The sequence below is a fragment of the Streptomyces shenzhenensis genome (assembly GCF_003688995.1).
In the GTDB taxonomy this organism is placed as follows: domain Bacteria; phylum Actinomycetota; class Actinomycetes; order Streptomycetales; family Streptomycetaceae; genus Streptomyces; species Streptomyces shenzhenensis_A.
The window spans coordinates 150519-166543 of sequence record NZ_PENI01000007.1; the positions used below are offsets into that span (position 1 = coordinate 150519).

Annotated in this window: 13 protein-coding genes; 12 read left to right on the plus strand and 1 reads right to left on the minus strand. The window is 75.2% G+C overall.

What is annotated here, in order from left to right; translation table 11 throughout:
- Positions 1-3: 3 nt before the first annotated feature.
- Positions 4-804, minus strand: coding sequence for an aminoglycoside adenylyltransferase domain-containing protein (locus CTZ28_RS14190; protein ID WP_121889715.1), 801 nt, complete (start codon positions 802-804; stop codon positions 4-6).
- A 117-nt stretch (positions 805-921) separates the two neighbouring features.
- On the opposite strand from CTZ28_RS14190, the gene CTZ28_RS48230 reads away from it, so the two are divergent.
- The 12 genes from CTZ28_RS48230 to CTZ28_RS47690 all read left to right on the plus strand — a co-directional run bounded on the left by CTZ28_RS48230 (position 922) and on the right by CTZ28_RS47690 (position 16020).
- Positions 922-1497 (plus strand): hypothetical protein, encoded by a 576-nt coding sequence (locus tag CTZ28_RS48230; RefSeq protein ID WP_259471606.1) that lies wholly within the window; start codon positions 922-924, stop codon positions 1495-1497.
- A gap of 26 nt (positions 1498-1523) precedes the next feature.
- Positions 1524-5813 carry a cation-translocating P-type ATPase gene (locus tag CTZ28_RS14200; RefSeq protein WP_121889716.1) on the plus strand — a complete coding sequence of 1430 codons (4290 nt, stop codon included), beginning with the start codon at positions 1524-1526 and terminating at the stop codon, positions 5811-5813.
- 441 nt (positions 5814-6254) lie between these two features.
- Positions 6255-7205 carry a phosphate/phosphite/phosphonate ABC transporter substrate-binding protein gene (locus CTZ28_RS14210; RefSeq protein WP_121889718.1) on the plus strand — a complete coding sequence of 317 codons (951 nt, stop codon included), beginning with the start codon at positions 6255-6257 and terminating at the stop codon, positions 7203-7205.
- Complete coding sequence (gene phnC / locus CTZ28_RS14215; RefSeq protein WP_259471607.1) at positions 7187-8062, plus strand: phosphonate ABC transporter ATP-binding protein; 876 nt, start codon at positions 7187-7189, stop codon at positions 8060-8062. The genes CTZ28_RS14210 and phnC overlap by 19 nt, the downstream gene beginning before the upstream one ends.
- A gap of 2 nt (positions 8063-8064) precedes the next feature.
- The gene (gene phnE, locus CTZ28_RS14220) at positions 8065-9858 is read left to right on the plus strand and encodes a phosphonate ABC transporter, permease protein PhnE (RefSeq protein WP_121889719.1); all 1794 of its coding nucleotides are present in this window, start codon (positions 8065-8067) and stop codon (positions 9856-9858) included.
- Positions 9859-10111: 253 nt separating this feature from the next.
- On the plus strand, positions 10112-10834 hold the full coding sequence (locus CTZ28_RS14225) for a GntR family transcriptional regulator (RefSeq protein ID WP_220795331.1): 723 nt from the start codon (positions 10112-10114) through the stop codon (positions 10832-10834).
- Between the two features lie 47 nt (positions 10835-10881).
- Positions 10882-11322: a phosphonate C-P lyase system protein PhnG gene (gene phnG / locus CTZ28_RS14230; RefSeq protein WP_121889860.1), complete on the plus strand. Its 441-nt coding sequence runs from the start codon at positions 10882-10884 to the stop codon at positions 11320-11322.
- Positions 11319-11990, plus strand: coding sequence for a phosphonate C-P lyase system protein PhnH (gene phnH, locus CTZ28_RS14235; RefSeq protein ID WP_121889721.1), 672 nt, complete (start codon positions 11319-11321; stop codon positions 11988-11990). Before phnG ends, phnH begins: the two co-directional genes overlap by 4 nt.
- 1 nt (position 11991) lies before the next feature.
- Entirely contained in the window at positions 11992-13071 is a 1080-nt protein-coding gene (locus tag CTZ28_RS14240; protein ID WP_121889722.1) for a carbon-phosphorus lyase complex subunit PhnI, read from the plus strand.
- The gene (locus CTZ28_RS14245) at positions 13068-14264 is read left to right on the plus strand and encodes a carbon-phosphorus lyase complex subunit PhnI (RefSeq protein ID WP_121889723.1); all 1197 of its coding nucleotides are present in this window, start codon (positions 13068-13070) and stop codon (positions 14262-14264) included. The genes CTZ28_RS14240 and CTZ28_RS14245 overlap by 4 nt, the downstream gene beginning before the upstream one ends.
- Positions 14261-15163, plus strand: a complete 903-nt coding sequence (locus CTZ28_RS47685; RefSeq protein WP_220795332.1) for an alpha-D-ribose 1-methylphosphonate 5-phosphate C-P-lyase PhnJ — start codon at positions 14261-14263, stop codon at positions 15161-15163. Before CTZ28_RS14245 ends, CTZ28_RS47685 begins: the two co-directional genes overlap by 4 nt.
- A complete protein-coding gene (locus CTZ28_RS47690; RefSeq protein ID WP_220795333.1) occupies positions 15160-16020 on the plus strand; it encodes an ATP-binding cassette domain-containing protein in 861 nt (286 codons plus the stop codon). Before CTZ28_RS47685 ends, CTZ28_RS47690 begins: the two co-directional genes overlap by 4 nt.
- Positions 16021-16025 lie beyond the last annotated feature (5 nt).

The following is a 16025-nucleotide window of genomic DNA, read 5'->3' on the forward strand; positions in this document are numbered from 1 at the left end:
CGCTCAGTTCCCAGCCGCCCGGGCGGTCCCGTCGACGCGTTCGCGTGCCCAGCCCAGGAAGGCTCGCACCGCCGCGCCCGGAAGGGGCTCCGCGGATGCGCGCGGGCGCTCGAAACTGCGTACCGCGGCCTCGACCAGTGGCCGGAAGTCCGCCTCGGCCGCGGCGATCTCGTGTGCCGCCGCGCGCTTGGCCGACCAGCGGCCCGTACGGCAGAACACCACCGAGCGACAGCCGTTGAGGACGCGGTTGTCCGCGAGGTGGCCCTCGCCGTCGCTGTGCTCACGCAGGGAGGCGCGGATCGCGGTGAGCAGCTCCGCGGGCGGCGGCGCGGCGATCGCCTCCCGTGCGGGGCGGCCGAACAGCGGGATCCCGCACTGGTGGGCGACGGAGCGGTCGATGACGTACCAGAACGAGGGGGAGCCCGTGGTGTCGAAGGCGGCTCGGTCCGGCAGCAGCGCGCCGGTGTTGAGGTCCAGCAGATAGCCCGCCGCGCCGGACGGCCGGGCGGCGGCATCCGCCGCGTACACCACCAGTTCAAGACCGGCCGCGGGGCAGGGCAGCCGCGGGTGGGCGAGCGTCTCCGCGAGGTCGTGCAGCGCCGGCCGCGGCAGCGCCGGGTCGACCACGACGGTGATGTCGAGGTCGCTGCGTCCGTGCCGGTAGTCGCCCAGCGCCAGGGAGCCGACGCCGACGACGCTCACCAGCCGGGGTCCGCACACCGCGCTCGTGCGCCGGACGAGTTCCTCCAGATAGCCGCGCACCTCGGCGGGGACGGCCCGCGGTTCTCCGAGCGTGTGGATCACCCGGCCAGTATCCCCGTCGGCACCCGGAGAAAACGACCTTCGTCCGAAGTGGGACGGCCGCGTGTTTCGGGGCACTCGGGGGGACGCAAGCGATACCAGCGCAGGCAAGGAGCGGTCATGGCCGAGCAGAAGTCGTCCTCGTCCCCTGTCGCACCCCTGCGCGCCGCGGCCTCGGCGGTGCGCAGAGTCCCCGGCGCCGAGGCGCTGAGCAGGGCCGGCGAAGGAATACTGGACAAGGTCGAGTCCGTGTCGCCCAGGAGACGGCGGCTCGTCGTCTACGCCGGCGCCGGCGTGCTCGGGGCGGTGGGCGTGGTCGAATGGCCCATCGCCCTCACCGGCGCGGCGGTCGCCTGGCTCACCCAGGCGGGCGGCGGGCAGCCGGAGGGCGCACCACCCGCGGCGGGCACGGCGCGGAGGACGGGCGCGGGCACGGCCCGGACGGCGGGCACGGGTACGTCCCGGGCGGCGAAGGCCCCCGCCGCCGCGTCGAAGCGCGCGAGCACCGGCCGCAGGACGTCGGCATCGGCGCCGGCTTCCGCGCCGGCGCCGGCGTCGGCGTCGGCGCGGAAGAAGACCGCGCCCGCGGCCCGGCGGAGCACGACCGCGAAGAGCGGCACGAGCACGCGTACGGCTACGGCGAAGAAGGGCACGAGCACCCGTACGACGGCGAAGCAAGGCCGCACCACCCGTTGAGCCGCGCCCAGGGAGAGTGATGCGTCATGGTGCTCGGGTTGCTCACCGCCCCGTCGGCCACCGTCCGGGCGCTGCCCGCGGCGCCACGGCTGCTGGCGCGGGCAGCCGCGCCGGCGGCCGGAATCGCCGCCGGGGCCGTCGCGGGAACGGCCCGGGCCGGGGTGCGCGGCGTGGACGGCGTGGTCCGGCTGGCCCGGGTCGCGCGCACCGTCCTGCCCGGCTCCGCGGCACAGTGGCGCGCCGGCGCGCGGGCCCATCTCGCGCTGCGGCCCGCAGACCCGGACCAGCCGCCCGACCGGACGCGCCGCCTGGCCCGCCGGCTGGCCGAGGAGGTGAGCGAGCACCCGGATGTGCTCTTCGCCTACTGGGACGACGGCCTGGACCGCCTGGTGGTGGCCGGCTGCGCGGACATGGTCGGCGACGACGTCATCGAGTACGCGCTGCGGCTGGCGGACCGCTACGGGCTCACCCCCGCCGACGGCGGCCCCGAGGAGACCACGCATCCCGGCGACCCCGCCGGGGTACGCGCGGCGGCGGCCCCGCTCGCGGTCGACGCGGTGGGCACCGGCGCGGCGATCACGGCGTACTTCCTGCGTCTGCCGCCGTCGCCCCGCGTGATCACCGCCGTCGTGACGCTGCTGCGGGAGAATCCCCGGTTCCGCGCGCTGCTGCGCACCCGCATCGGTCACTTCGGCATGGACATGACGCTGACCTGTGCGAACGCCCTCGCCCACGGAGCCGGGCAGACGCCCGCCTCGCTGCTGCTCGACGGAGCGCTGCGGGCCTGCCAGCTCGCGGACACGGTGTCCCGGGCGGCGTTCTTCGGCACGTACCACGACAGCCTCAGCGGACCCGACCGCATCGCCATCGCGGACCGCGGCCCGGCACGCCCCGCGCTGCGGGTCTCCCCCGCCCAGGAGTACGCCGGCCACGCCTCGCTCGGCAGCGTGCTCGGAGCCGCGGTGACCCTGCTGGTCAAACAGGATGTCGCCGAGGCGGCCGAGGCGGTGCTCTCGGGGTCGCCCAAGGCTGCGCGCTACGGGCCGGCCGCGTTCCACGCCCTGCTCGGTGCCGCACTCGCCCGGTCGGGCGTCCTCGCCCGCGAGCCGGAGCGGCTGCGGCAGCTGGAGATGGCGGGCACCCTCGTCCTGCATCCGAGCGCGCTGCGCACCGAACAGGGCGAGGCCGACCCGTGGGCGGAACCCGTACTGGACGCGGCGCGCCGGGCCGGACTGCACGTCGTCCTCGTGGACGACCCCGCGCTGGAGGACTTCACCGGCCTCGCCGACCAGGTCGTGGACGCGCGGCGACCGCTGGACGACGTCGTCCACGGGCTCGGCGACGACGCGGGCGCCGTCATCACCGTCGCCCGGGTCCGCTCCCGCGACGACCACGTCGTGCTGGACGGGCTGCTCGCCGGCGACATCGCCTGCGCCCTCACCGACGCGGGCGGCGCCGTCGTCTGGGCCGCCGATGTGCTCGCCCTGCACGGGCTGTCCGACGTATGGCGGGTGTTGAGCGCGGTACCGGCGGCCCGTCGCGTCGGCGGCCGATCGCAGACCCTGGCCCGGTCGGGCGCCGCGCTGTCCGGGCTGCTGGTGGCCATCGGCGGGTCGCGGGGCGGCCGGGGACGCCTGGCCGCGCTGCCCGGGCTGCGGCACGCCCCCGTCGACCTCGCGGCGGCCACCGCGCTGCTGATCGCCGCCCGCGCGGCGCTCGGCGTCGCCACGTCCCACCCGCCGAGTCCGCGGCCGCGGGTGCACTGGCACGAGCTGGAGGCGGACGAGGCCCTGGACCGGCTGGAGCACCGCCCTGCCGCGCGGCAGGGCGTGTTGGAGCAGGCATCCGGGCAGGCCCACCGAGCGGCGCAGACCGCGTCGCACACCGCCGTCCTCACCCCCGTGCGGTGGACGGTGCGCCTCGCCAAGGCCGTACGCGACGAACTGGACGACCCACTGACCCCCGTGCTGGCCGTCGGCTCGGCCGCCTCCGCGATCCTCGGTTCGGCCGTGGACGCCCTGCTCGTCCTCGGCGCCCTCGACCTCAACGCGCTCGTCGGCGGCGTCCAGCGGCTGCGCGCCGAGAGTGCCGTGTCCGGGCTGCTCGCCATGCAGAAACGGACCGCCCGGGTAGCCCCGGACGTCCGGGCCGAACCGCACACCGTGGACGCCGCCGACCTGGAACCGGGCGACGTCATCGAGTTGCGGACCGACGACGTCGTGCCCGCCGACGCCCGGCTGCTGTGGGAGGACGGCCTGGAGGTCGACGAGTCCGCGCTGACCGGGGAGTCCCTGCCGGTGGAGAAGCAGACCGAGCCGACCCCGCACGCCGCGGTCGCCGAGCGGCGCTCCATGGTGTTCGAGGGCACGACCGTGACCGTCGGGCACGCCCGCGCCGTCGTGGTGGACACCGGCGACCGCACCGAGGCCTCCCGCGCCGTCCGGCTCGCCGCCCGCACCCCGCCGGCCGCCGGTGTCCAGGGCAGGCTGCGCGAACTCACCAGCCGGGCACTGCCGTTGACGTTCGCCGGCGGAGCCGCGATCACCGGTCTCGCGCTGTTGAGGGGCACCTCCGTCCGGGAGGCGGTCAGCGGCGGGGTCGCCGTCGCGGTGGCGGCCGTGCCCGAGGGACTGCCGCTGGTGGCCACGGTGGCGCAGTTGGCGGCGGCCCGGCGGCTGAGCCGCGACGGAGTCCTGGTACGGACGACACGGGCCCTGGAGGCGCTCGGCCGCATGGACACCATCTGCTTCGACAAGACCGGCACCCTCACCGAGAACCGGCTGCGCCTTGCGAAGGCGAGCGACCGGCGCGGCACGGTCCACCCGGTGGGCGACCCGGCCGCGGCCGACACCCTGCGGGTCGCAGCGCGGGCCTGCCCCCGGCTGAACGGCGGCCCGGACCGGCCGGTGCACGCCACGGACGAGGCGGTGCTCGACGCCACCGGACCCGACCCGGACTGGGCGCAGTCGGAGGGGCTGCCGTTCGAGGCCGCCCGCGGCTACGCCGCCGCGGTCGGCCGGGCCGGGCACGGCCCGCGCCTGCTGGTGGTGAAGGGCGCCCCGGAGACCGTCCTGCCCGCCTGCACCGGGCTTCCCCGGCGGGTCTCCGGGGCGGCACGGACCCTCGCCCGGGACGGGCTGCGGATCCTGGCGGTGGCCCAGCGGCGGCTGAGCGCGGCCGAGGACCCCGAGGACGTACTCGAACAGGACCTGAAGGGGCTGGAGTTCACCGGACTGCTCGGGCTGGCGGACACCCCGCGCGACACGTCGCAGACCCTCGTACGCGGGCTGCGCGCGGCGGGCGTACGGCCGGTGATGCTCACCGGCGACCACCCGCAGACCGCGCAGTCGATCGCCCTCGCGCTGGGCTGGCCCGAGGACACGGCCGTCATCACCGGGAGCGAGCTGGCGGCCGCGGACCGCTCGGCCAGGGCCCGCATGCTGCGCGACACGACGGTGGTGGCGCGGGTCGCCCCCGAGCAGAAACTCAAGGTCGTCGAGGCGCTGCGGGACGCGGGCCGCGTGGTGGGCATGGTCGGGGACGGCGCGAACGACGCGGCGGCGATCCGCGCGGCCGACGTCGGCGTGGGCATCAACGCCCGGGGTTCGTCGGCCGCGCGCAACGCCGCCGACCTGGTCCTCACCGACGACGACCTGACCGTGCTGATCGACGCGGTGGGGGAGGGCCGCGCCCTGTGGCGCAGCGTCGCCGACGCGATCGCGATCCTGATCGGCGGCAACGCGGGGGAGATCGGATTCGGGCTGCTCGGCACGCTGCTGTCGGGGAAGGCGCCGCTGTCCACCCGTCAGATGCTGCTGGTGAACCTGTTCACGGACCTGTTCCCGGCGATGGCGGTCGCGGTCACCCAGAAGGAGGCCGAAGAGCCGCCGGACGCGGCGGCCGCGGACTCCCCCGAAGTCGCGTCGGCCGTGCTCGGCGCGCCGCTGCTCACCCAGATCCGCCACCGCGCGCTCACCACATGTCTGGGCGCCGTCACGGCCTGGCTGATCGGCCGCTGGACACCCGGCACGGTCCGCCGCTCCAGCACGATGGCCCTGTGCGGCGTCGTCGGCGCCCAGCTCGCCCAGACCCTGCTGGACCGGCGCGACAGCCGCCTGGTCCGCTTCACCTCCCTGGGCTCCGCCGTCGTGCTCGCCGCGCTGGTGCAGACCCCCGGCGTCAGCGGCTTCTTCGGCTGCACCCCGCTCGGGCCCGTCGCCTGGCTCGGCGTCACGGCGTCGATCGCGCTGGCCCTGATGGGACAGCGCGCCCTGCCCCGCCTGGAACAGACCGTCGGACGACTGCTGCCCGCCTAGGGTCTTTCGTTTGGATCAGGCCGGATCAGGGAGCGGGGTCTGGTGCCGTGGATCGCAAGGCGGAGGAGGGCGGCAGGGCGGAGCCCTGACAACCGACGACAACGCCGCGAGGCGCGGTGCCAGGGCCCGCGAGCCCGGCATGATCCAAACGAGAGGCCCTAGCTCCTGTCGGCGCCCTCGCCGCGGCGGTGGCGAGCCGTGCGGCACCGGCCGTCCCGAACCGCCGCGGCGACCGCGGGCAGCAGCGCGGTGGACGCCTCCGGGGCGGGAGCCGCTCACCGCATGAACACGGGCCGGTGCTTGTCATGGCAAATCCCTGATGGGCTCTCACACCGTTCAGCGAGCCGTAACCCCCCGGCGTTCGCCCTCACACCTGACCTGCCGATGTTGGAGACCTCATCGGCGCCCTTGCGCGGTCCGTACCGAAGGATGTACTCCCCCATGCCCAGCAGATTCCGCACCCCCGCGGCCGTTGCCTCCGTCCTGCTGCCCCTCGCCGCCGTCACCGCCTGCGGATCCGGCGCCGCCTCCGACGGCGGCAGCGCCGCGGGCGGTCGCGACCCCGAGAAGCTGGTCGTCGCGGTGATCCCCGCGGAGGACTCCACCTCCCTCGCCCAGCGCTACGCGGCCGTCACCAAACTGCTGGAGGACGAGACCGGCAAGAAGGTCGAGCTGCAGAAGGCCACCAACTACGCCGCGGTCATCGAGGCCCAGCGCGCCCACAAGGCCGACATCGCCTTCTACGGTCCGCTGTCCTACGTCGTCGCCAAGGACAGCGGTGTCGACCTGAAGATCGTCGCCGCGCCGGTGACGGAGAAGGGCGGCGACCCCGGCTACCGCTCGGTCGCCTTCACCAGGACCGGCTCCGGCATCAAGAGCCTGAAGGACTTCGCCGGGCACAAGGTGTGCTTCGTCGACGAGAACTCCACCTCCGGCTACCTCTACCCCCAGGCCGCCCTCATCAAGGCCGGGCCGGCCGAGAGCGACTACACCAAGGTCATGGCCGGCGGGCACGACGCCTCGGTGCTCTCCGTGGCCAAGGGCCAGTGCGACGCCGGGTTCGCCTCCGAGGACATGGCCACGCGCCAGCTGATCGAGGAAGGCAAGATCGGCAAGAACGATCTGGAGATCCTCTGGAAGTCCGCGATGATCCCCGGCTCGCCGGTCGCCGTCAGCACCGATCTGACCAGCGGCCTCCAGCAGAAGATCACCGACGCCTTCACCGAGAAGACGAACGCCGACTATCTGAAGTCGAAGGGATACTGCTCGGGCGGTGACGACTGTCTGGTCGAGGCCAACTGGGGCTATGTGCCGGTCAGCGACGCGGACTACGCCAGCGTGCGCGACGTGTGCGCCGCGACGAAGAACGAGCAGTGCGAGGCCGGATCGTGACGGCCGGCACCACCGCCGTGGCGCGGCCCGCGGTCGCGGCCCCCGCGGCGGACGACACTGTCGTCATCCGCGTCGACTCCCTCACCAAGCGGTTCGGCAGGGGCGACACGGCGCTCACCGCCCTGGACGACGTGTCCTTCGAGGTGCGGCGCGGCGAGGTGGTGGCGCTGCTCGGGCTGTCCGGCTCGGGCAAGTCGACGCTGCTGCGGCACCTCGACGGCCTGCAGGCGCCCACCTCCGGCGGCGGCACCGTCCTGGGCACCGACCTGGCCACCGCGGTCCCCGCCGAGCTGCGCGCCCTGCGCCGCCGGATCGGCTTCGTGTTCCAGCAGTTCCATCTGGTGGGCCGGCTCACCGTGCTGGAGAACGTGTGCACCGGCGCCCTCGGCTCGCTGCGCGGCCCCCGGCTCGGCCTGTTCAGCTACCCGCGGGCCGTGCGCGAGGCGGCGCTCGGCCGGCTGGAGCGGGTCGGGCTCGCCGACTGGGCGTTCCAGCGCGCCGACACGCTGTCCGGCGGCCAGCAGCAGCGGGTCGCGGTCGCCCGCGCGCTGATGCAGGAGCCGAGCATTCTGCTGGCCGACGAGCCGGTCGCCTCGCTCGACCCCGAGTCCTCGGGCCAGATCATGCGGCTGCTCAAGGAGGTCGCCGAGCAGGGCCGGCTCACCGTGCTGTGCAGCCTGCACCAGGTCGACCTGGCGCTGTCCTGGGCCGACCGGATCGTGGGCCTGCGGCACGGCCGGGTGGTGCTGGACATCCCGGCCCGGGGGATCGACCGCGCGACGGTGATGCGGCTGTACGCGTCCGTCGGTGCGGACGCGGCGGTCGGCGCCCCGGGTCCGGCCGCGGGAGCGGGGTGACGATGTCCGTTCCCCTCGACCAGCGGCCGGCTGCCCCCGCCCGCACGACCGGGGCGCCGTCCGGACCCGGCGGCGGCCCGGGGCGCCCGCGGCGCACCCTGTCCCGGCCCACCCCGGCCGGGCTGCTGGCCGCACTGACCCTGCTGGTCCTCGCCGGCGGCGGCGTCTGGTCGGCCGTACGGCTCCAGCTCAACGTCGCCACCGTGGTGGACAGCGCCGGCAACGCGGCGGACTTTGTCGGCCGGATGCTGCCGCTGAGCTTCCCGCCCGCCGCCGAACTCGCCCGGCTCACCTGGCAGACCCTGGCGATCGTGATCGCCGCCACCGCGCTGTCGGTGGTGCTCAGCCTGCCGCTCGCGCTGCTGGCCGCGCGCAACACCACCGTGGGCGGGCCGGCCCGTGCGGCCGCCCGGACGCTGATCGTGCTCGCCCGGGCCGTCCCCGACGTGGTGTTCGCCATCGCCGCCTTCCGGGTCTTCGGACTCGGCGGCATGACCGGCGTCATCGCCATGGGCCTGCACTCGGTCGGCATGGTCGGCAAGCTGTACGCGGACGCCGTGGAGGAGATCGACGAAGGGCCCCGCGACGCGCTGCGCGCGGCCGGTGCCGGCCGGCTCCAGCAGATCGTCGGCGCGGTGCTGCCGCAGGTGCTGCCCTCGCTGGTGGCCACCGCGCTGCACCGGCTCGACATCAATCTGCGGGTGTCCGTGGTGCTCGGCTTCGTCGGCGTCGGAGGGCTCGGCCATGCGCTGTCCAACGCCATCAGCCGGCTCGACTACCAGGAGGCCATGGCGCTCGCCCTGGTGGTCCTGCTGCTGTGCTTCGCCGCCGAGGCGGTCTCCGGTGCCATCCGGCGTGCCCTGCTGCGCGAGGTGACCGACCGGAGCCGTCCGCGCGAGCCGCGCCGCCTCCGCGTACGGCGGGGCGGCGCCCCGAAGGCCGTCGGCGCGCGGACGGCTGCCGTCCGCACCCGGCCGACGGCACCGGCCGAGGCCACGGCGCGGGGGCCCGCACGCCGGATCAGCCCCCGCTGGGACGCCTCGCGGGTCCGCCGGCTGGGCTGGACGGCGCTCGCCGTCGCGCTGGTGGCAGCCTCGGTGGTGGGCGCCGACGTGTCGCCGAGCGGGCTGCTGGACGGGGTGCGGGCGCTCGGCCCGACGCTGGGCGAGTTCCTGCCGCCGTCCACCGGGGGCATGGCCGACGTCCTGCTCGCCGACCTGTGGACCACGCTGCAGATCGCGCTGGCCGGCACCCTGATCGGCCTGGTCCTCGCGCTGCCGCTGGGCGCCCTGGCCGCGCGCAACGTGGTCCGCTCGCCGGCCGTCGCCCGGTCCTTCCGTACCGTGATCCTGTGCGTCCGCGGGGTGCCGGAACTGATCCTCGCCATCGTCTTCGTGGTCGTCACCGGCCTGGGACCGGTGGCCGGAGCGTTCGCCCTCGGGATCGGCTCGGTCGGGCTGCTGGGCAAGCTGGTGGCGGACTCCCTGGAGGAGGTCGATCCCGGCCCCGCGCAGGCCGTCCTGGCCGGCGGGGCGAGCCGCGTCCAGGTGTTCTTCTCGGCGATCCTGCCGCGCGCCTGGCCCACGACGCTCGGGCACCTGCTGTACACGCTCGACGTGAACATCCGCTCCGCGACGCTGCTCGGCGTGGTCGGCGCGGGCGGCATCGGCTACGACCTGCTCAACGCGGCGCGCGTGCTCCGGTTCGACGTGGTCACCACGGTGGTCCTCATGGTCCTCGCCCTGGTCCTGTGTGTGGAGGGACTCGCCGTGTGGCTGCGGAAGGTGTACGCCTGACACCTCTTCACGTCCGCACCCGCGCCGCCCCACCCGGGCGTCCGCCGCGCCCGCCGAACAGGGTCCGGCGGGCGCGGCGTCGTAGGTGAACCGGACCCCACCACGCCGCCGCGATTGCCCGGCCCGGCCCCGCCGACGGCGCTGACGTGGAAGAACTGAGGGGAAACAACTGTCTGGTGCATTCACCGGCGGTCGGTGAACTGTTCGCACACGGGCGCTTGTACGGACAGGTTGCGCTCGCAGGATGCGTGCCGTGGCCAACAAAAGCCGGTACGCAGAGATAGCCGATGTGCTCGCCGCCGAGATCGCCGGCCAGCCGGCCGGGACCCGGATCGCCAGCGAGCACGAGATCGCCGCCCGGTTCGCCGTGAGCCGGGCCGCCGCCCGGGCGGCCGTCCAGGAACTGGAGGGCCGGCTGCTGGTGCGCCGGGTCCGTGGGGCCGGGACCTTCGTCAACCGCCGCATCGACTACGTCCTCTCCCAGCGCAAGGCGCCCTCGCTGCACCAGACCGTCCGGGAGGCGGGCGGCGACCCGCGCACCGTGGTGCGCGACGTGCGCCGGCTGGCCCTGCCGGGCGAGATGGCGGACCGGCTGGAACGGCCCGAGGGCAGCCCGGCCCATCTGCTCACCCGGCAGTCGTACATCGACGGCCTGCTCAGCGGCTGGTCGCAGGAGTGGATCCCCGTCGATCTGCTGCCCGAACTGGACGCGGCCGTCCACGCCGTGGAGTCGCTCGACGCCATCCTGCGCCAGATGTGCGGGGTGAGCCCGGTACGGGCCTGGTGCCGGGTCAGCTACTCCGTGCCGGGACCGGAGGTCGCCGCCGGTCTGGAGACCGACCACACCCGTCCGGTGTGGCTGGTCGAGAGCCTGAGCCGGGACCGGGACACCGGACGGACGGTGATGTGCAGCAACACCTGGAGCCGTCCCGACTGCACCCGGATCATCGTCGAGCTCGATGGGCCGTGGACATGACCGGCCGGGAGACCGGACCGGTGCACAACCGACTGGAAGGAGCCGGCGTGCCCGACACGCTGACCCGTGAGCGGCGCTGCGAACTCCTCGCCGCCGCCGAGCACGACGAGATCGTGCCCCTCGCCGAACGGCTGCTCGCCGACGGCGCCACTCCCCCGCCCACCGTGGTGAAGGCCCCCGAGGTCGGCATGGTCGTCCTCCAGGTGCGCGAGCCCGTCGAGGAGACCCGGTTCTACCTCGGTGAGGTCCTGGTGACCGAGTGCTCCGTCGAGGTCGACGGGGTGCCCGGCTGGTGCATGCGCGCCGACGACGACCGGGTGGCCGCCCTGGCCGGCGCGCTGCTGGACGCGGTCGCCGCCGCCTCGCCCGCCGCCCGCGCCGAGGTCGACGCCCTGTGCGCCGCCGTCGCCGAGCGCCGCGCGGCCGAGGACGCCGCCGAGTGGGCCGACATCACGGCGACCACCGTCGCCTTCGAGGAGCTGACATGACCGAGTCCCTGCTGCGTCCCGCCCGGACGTCCGCGGCGCACACCGGAACCCTGGTCCGCGCGCTGCGGCGCGGCCCGCGGGAGTCCCAGCGCGACTTCACCGTGCTGCTGGACGTGCTCGCCCGGCCCGGCCGCATCGGCCGGCTCGACGTGCCGGACGGTGCTCCGGCCGCCGCGGTCGCCGCCTGCGGACTGGCCGACGTAGAGGTGCCGCTGCACGTTCTGACCGGCGGCGACCCGGAGTACGACGCCTGGGCCGAGGCGGCGCACACCGCCACCCGGGCACCCCGGGCCGCCCTGTCCGCGGCCCGCTGTGTCGTCGCGCTGCGCCCGCTCACCGCACCGGACGTCGCCGCGCTGCACCGCGGCCGCCCGCTCGACCCCGAACGGGGCGCCCGGGTCTTCGCCCAGGTGGACACCCTCGCCGACGCCTCTGACGGGGCGCCGGACACGGTGGCGGCCGACGTCCTGGTGCTGGCCCTGACCGGGCCGGGCGTTCCCGGCGAACGCCGCGTCGCCGTACGCGGCCTGGCCGCCGACGTCGTGGACGCGCTCGGCCGGGCGAACGCCGGCTTCCCCTGCGGGGTCGACGTGTTCCTGCTCGCCCGGGACGCCTCCGTGACCGGGCTGCCCCGCACCACCCGCGTCCGCCTCGTCCGGGGCGTGTGACATGGGCTATTCCGGAGTGCGCGGCGGCCAGGAGGCCATCGAGGCGGCCGAGCGGCTGGTGGAGCGGGCCCGGTTCGGCGGCCACAGCCGCTGGCTGGAACTGGACCAGATCACCGAACGGCTGGGCCCGGCCGTGGACCGGGTGATGGGCGAGGGCGGCCTGTGGGCCCCCCACCTCGCCGCCCGCGCCGTCCGCCAGTCCCAGGGCGATCTGCTGGAGGCCGCGCAGTTGCTGCGCGCGCACCGCTCCACGCTGCCCCGGCTCGGCTACAGCCTGCCCGCCGACACCGCGGAACTCCCTGCCGTACGCCGGGTCGCGCCCGCCCACCGCAATCCGCCCGGCGGCCAACTCCTCGGCCGCAGCGCCGACTTCACCCCGCGGCTGCTGGATCTCGGCCCCGAAGGACCGGCCGGGGCGCACACCTGCGAGGTGCCGAACGGACCGGATCTGCCGCACGACCGGCTCCCCGAATCCGCCGGATCCGATCCCGAGGCCGTGCTCCGCGACGCGGGTCTGCTGCCCGACCGCCGGAACACCGACGACCCCGAACCGTACGACATCACCCGGGCGCCGGCCCGGCCGGGCACCCCCCGCTCGGCCCGGCTCAGCGCCATGGCCCGCGCCGAGACCGGCTCGCTCACCCACCTCTGGTACACCTGCGGGCGCTCGCCCCGCCACCAGAGCCCGGAGATCCCCCTCGAACTGCGGCGCGGACGGCTGCCGTTGCGGGTCACCCACCCGCACACCGGCCGTCCCGTCACGGTGGCGGCCGTCCAGGTCACCGAGGCCCGCACGGTGCGGCCCATCGCCCGGCCGCGGCCCGACGGCACCCGTTTCGACCTCGGGTACGGCCTGTGCTTCGGCGAGAACGAACCGAAGGCGCTGGCCATGGCGGGTCTGGACCTGCTGGTGCACCGGGACCCGCACACCGACCGACTGGAGCAGAAAGTGCTGATCGCCCTGGACGGCCCGGAGGCGTCCGGCTTCCTCGAACACCTCAAGCTGCCGCACTATGTGGACTTCCGCTCGACGATGGAGCGGGTCCAGGCGGTCCGCGCCGCGGCGGGAGGCCGGGCGTGACCGCCGTGGACGACACCGGAGGGCGGGCCGCCCGGGCGGCCGCGCGGCTGGTGGAGCGGGCGCGCTCCGGCGGCCGGAGCGCGCCGCTGGACACGGAGCAGATCACCGAGCGGCTCGGACTGGCCGTGGACCGGGTGATGGGCGAGGGCGGCCTGTGGGCCCCCCGCCTCGCCGCCCGCGCCATCCGCCAGTCCGGGGGCGATCTGCCGGAGGCCGCGCACCTGCTGCGCGCGCACCGCACCGCCCTGCCCCGGCTCGGCGTCACCCCGCCGGTGCCCACCGGGGAGTTGCGGGTCGTACGCCGGATCAGCTCCGCCTTCCGCAATCCGCCCGGCGGGCAGGTGCTCGGCCGCACCCTGGACTATGTGGGGCGGCTGCTCGACCTGCTGCCCGAGGACGAGGGCCGGGCCCGCTCCACGGCCCCCGGCCCCGACGGCAACGGCCCGGCGGCCGGCCCCCGGCCGCACGCCCACGAACACCCGACCGGAACACCCCACACCCACGAACACCCGACCGGGACACCGCACCCGGGGACGCCGCACACGCACGAGGCGCCGCCCCCGGCGGCCGACGGCGTGGAGCGCACGCCCGCGCATGTCCTGTCCGTCTTCCGGGAGATGGGTGTCGTGGCCCCGCCGAGCGGCGCGGCCGACCCGGAGCCGTACGACGTGACCCGGCACCCGGTGCGCCCCGGCGCCCCCCGTTCGGCGTGGCTGCAGACCATGGCCCGGGCCGACACCGGTTCGCTGCTGCACCTGTGGTACGGCTCCGACTGGCGCCCGGCCGGGCACGAGGTGCCGGGCGAACTGCGCCACGGCGCGCTGCCCGTGCGGATGACCCACCCGGTCACCGGCCGCCCGGTCACGGTCGGCCAGGTGCGGGTGAGCGAGGTGCAGACCTTCCACAGCCTGCCGCGCGCCGGCGAGCTGCCCATGACCCTGGACGTCGGCTACGGCATCTGCTTCGGCCACAACGAGCGCAAGGCGATCTCCATGGCCGGCCTCGATCTGCTGCTCAGCCATCACGAGGGCGCCGCCGACCTCCAGCACGACGTCCTGCTCACGCTGGACGGCCTGGACTCCACGGGCTATGTGCAGCGCCTGAAGCTGCCCCGCCACGTCGAGTTCACGTCGGTCCTCGAACGCGCCCGTGCCGCGCGCGGGGACGCCCCACACACCGGAGACACCGCATGAACGACCAGTTGACCGCCCGACTCGCCGGCCCGCCGCCGCAGCCCGGCATCTTCGACGAACTCTCCAAGCGGGAGATCCGCCGGGCCATGCTCAGCGGCATCGCCATCCCCGGCTACCAAGTGCCCTTCGGTTCCCGGGAGATGCCGGTGGCCCGCGGCTGGGGCTCGGGTGGCCTGCAGGCCACCCTCTCGCTGGTCGGCGAGGACTCCCGGCTCAAGGTCATCGACCAGGGAGAGGACGCCGGGGTCAACGCGTCCAATCTGCGCCGGCTCGTGGTGAGCCACGTCGGCTGCGAGGAGGAGACCGACACCCGCCACGCCGACATCATCCAGTCCCGCCACCGCATCCCCGAACAGCCGCTGCGCGACGGGCAGGTGCTCGTCCTCCAGGTGCCCGGCGCCGAGCCCCTGGCCGGGATCGTCAGGGACATGGACGAGCAGCGGCGGATGCACGCCGAGGCCGACTACGCCAAGATGTGGGTCCGGCTGTACGAGGACGTGGTGCACAACGGCCTGATCACCGCCGCCGCCGGATACCCGGTGCTGGTCGAGGGCCGGTACATCATGACGCCCAGCCCCATCCCGCGCTGGGACGTGCCCAAGCTCGACAGGTCCGAGGCGATCACCGTGCTCTCGGCCGGCCGGGAGAAGCGGATCTTCGCCGTTCCCCCGCACACCTCCGTCGTCCCGCTGACCTTCGAGGACCGCCCGTTCGAGGTGGAGCACACGCCCGGCGCCGCCTGCCGGCTGTGCGGGTCGGCCGACACCTACATCGTCCAGGAGCCCGCCGCCGACGGGCGGTTCACCACCTGGGTCTGCTCCGACACCGACTTCTGCCGCCGTCGCCGTACCGGCGACGCACCGGCGCCCGCCCAGCCCGTCCAGGGAGAAACCGCATGAGCACCGCCACCGTGGCCCCGCCCGCCTGGGCCCTGAAGGTAGAGGGGCTGGGCCGGATCTACGGCGACCCGTCCCCCGAGTCCGTCCCCGGCACCGGTCCGGAGTCCGGCACCGTGATCTCACCCGCCACCGGAGCGGTGGTCGCCGCCTGGGACGTCGGTTTCGAGGTCGCGCCCGGCGAGGCACTCGGCATCATCGGGGAGTCCGGCTCCGGCAAGTCCACCGTGATGCGGTGCATCGCCGGCGACGAGGACGCCACCACCGGCACCATCAACCTGCGGGGCGTCGGCGACGGCACCGTCGACGTCCGCACGCTCGATCCGTCCGCCCGGCGGGGGCTCCGGCTGCACCAGCTCTCCGCCGTCTATCAGGACCCCGCCGCGGGACTCAATCTGGACGTCACCGCGGGCGGCAACATCGCGGACCCGCTGACCGCGGTCGGCTGGCGCCACTACGGCCGGATCCGGGAACGCGCCGCCTCGCTGCTGCGCCGCGTCGAGGTGCCGCTGGACCGCATGGACGACCTGGTGCGCACGTTCTCCGGCGGGATGCGGCAGCGGGTGCAGATCGCCAAGGCGCTCGCCAACGACCCGCCGGTGCTGCTCCTTGACGAGCCGACCACGGGGCTCGACGCCTCCGTCGCCGCGGGCGTGCTCGATCTGCTGCGGGAGCTGCTGGAGGAGACCGGGGTGGCCGCCGTGGTCGTCTCGCACGACTTCGCCGTGATCGACCTGCTCACCCGCCGGGTCCTGGTGATGCAGCACGGCCGGGTCGTGGAGTCGGGGCTGACCGACCAGCTCCTGGAGGACCCCCAGCACCCCTACAGCCAGCAGCTCGTCGCGGCGGCCCGAGGATGAGGACG

Coding starts and splice junctions, on each gene's coding strand:
- phnH (WP_121889721.1), top strand. CDS start 11,319: ATGACCGAGTCCCTGCTGCGTCCCGCCCGGACGTCCGCGGCGCACACC.
- CTZ28_RS47690 (WP_220795333.1), top strand. CDS start 15,160: ATGAGCACCGCCACCGTGGCCCCGCCCGCCTGGGCCCTGAAGGTAGAG.
- CTZ28_RS48230 (WP_259471606.1), top strand. CDS start 922: ATGGCCGAGCAGAAGTCGTCCTCGTCCCCTGTCGCACCCCTGCGCGCC.
- CTZ28_RS47685 (WP_220795332.1), top strand. CDS start 14,261: ATGAACGACCAGTTGACCGCCCGACTCGCCGGCCCGCCGCCGCAGCCC.
- CTZ28_RS14210 (WP_121889718.1), top strand. CDS start 6,255: ATGCCCAGCAGATTCCGCACCCCCGCGGCCGTTGCCTCCGTCCTGCTG.
- CTZ28_RS14240 (WP_121889722.1), top strand. CDS start 11,992: ATGGGCTATTCCGGAGTGCGCGGCGGCCAGGAGGCCATCGAGGCGGCC.
- CTZ28_RS14200 (WP_121889716.1), top strand. CDS start 1,524: ATGGTGCTCGGGTTGCTCACCGCCCCGTCGGCCACCGTCCGGGCGCTG.
- phnE (WP_121889719.1), top strand. CDS start 8,065: ATGTCCGTTCCCCTCGACCAGCGGCCGGCTGCCCCCGCCCGCACGACC.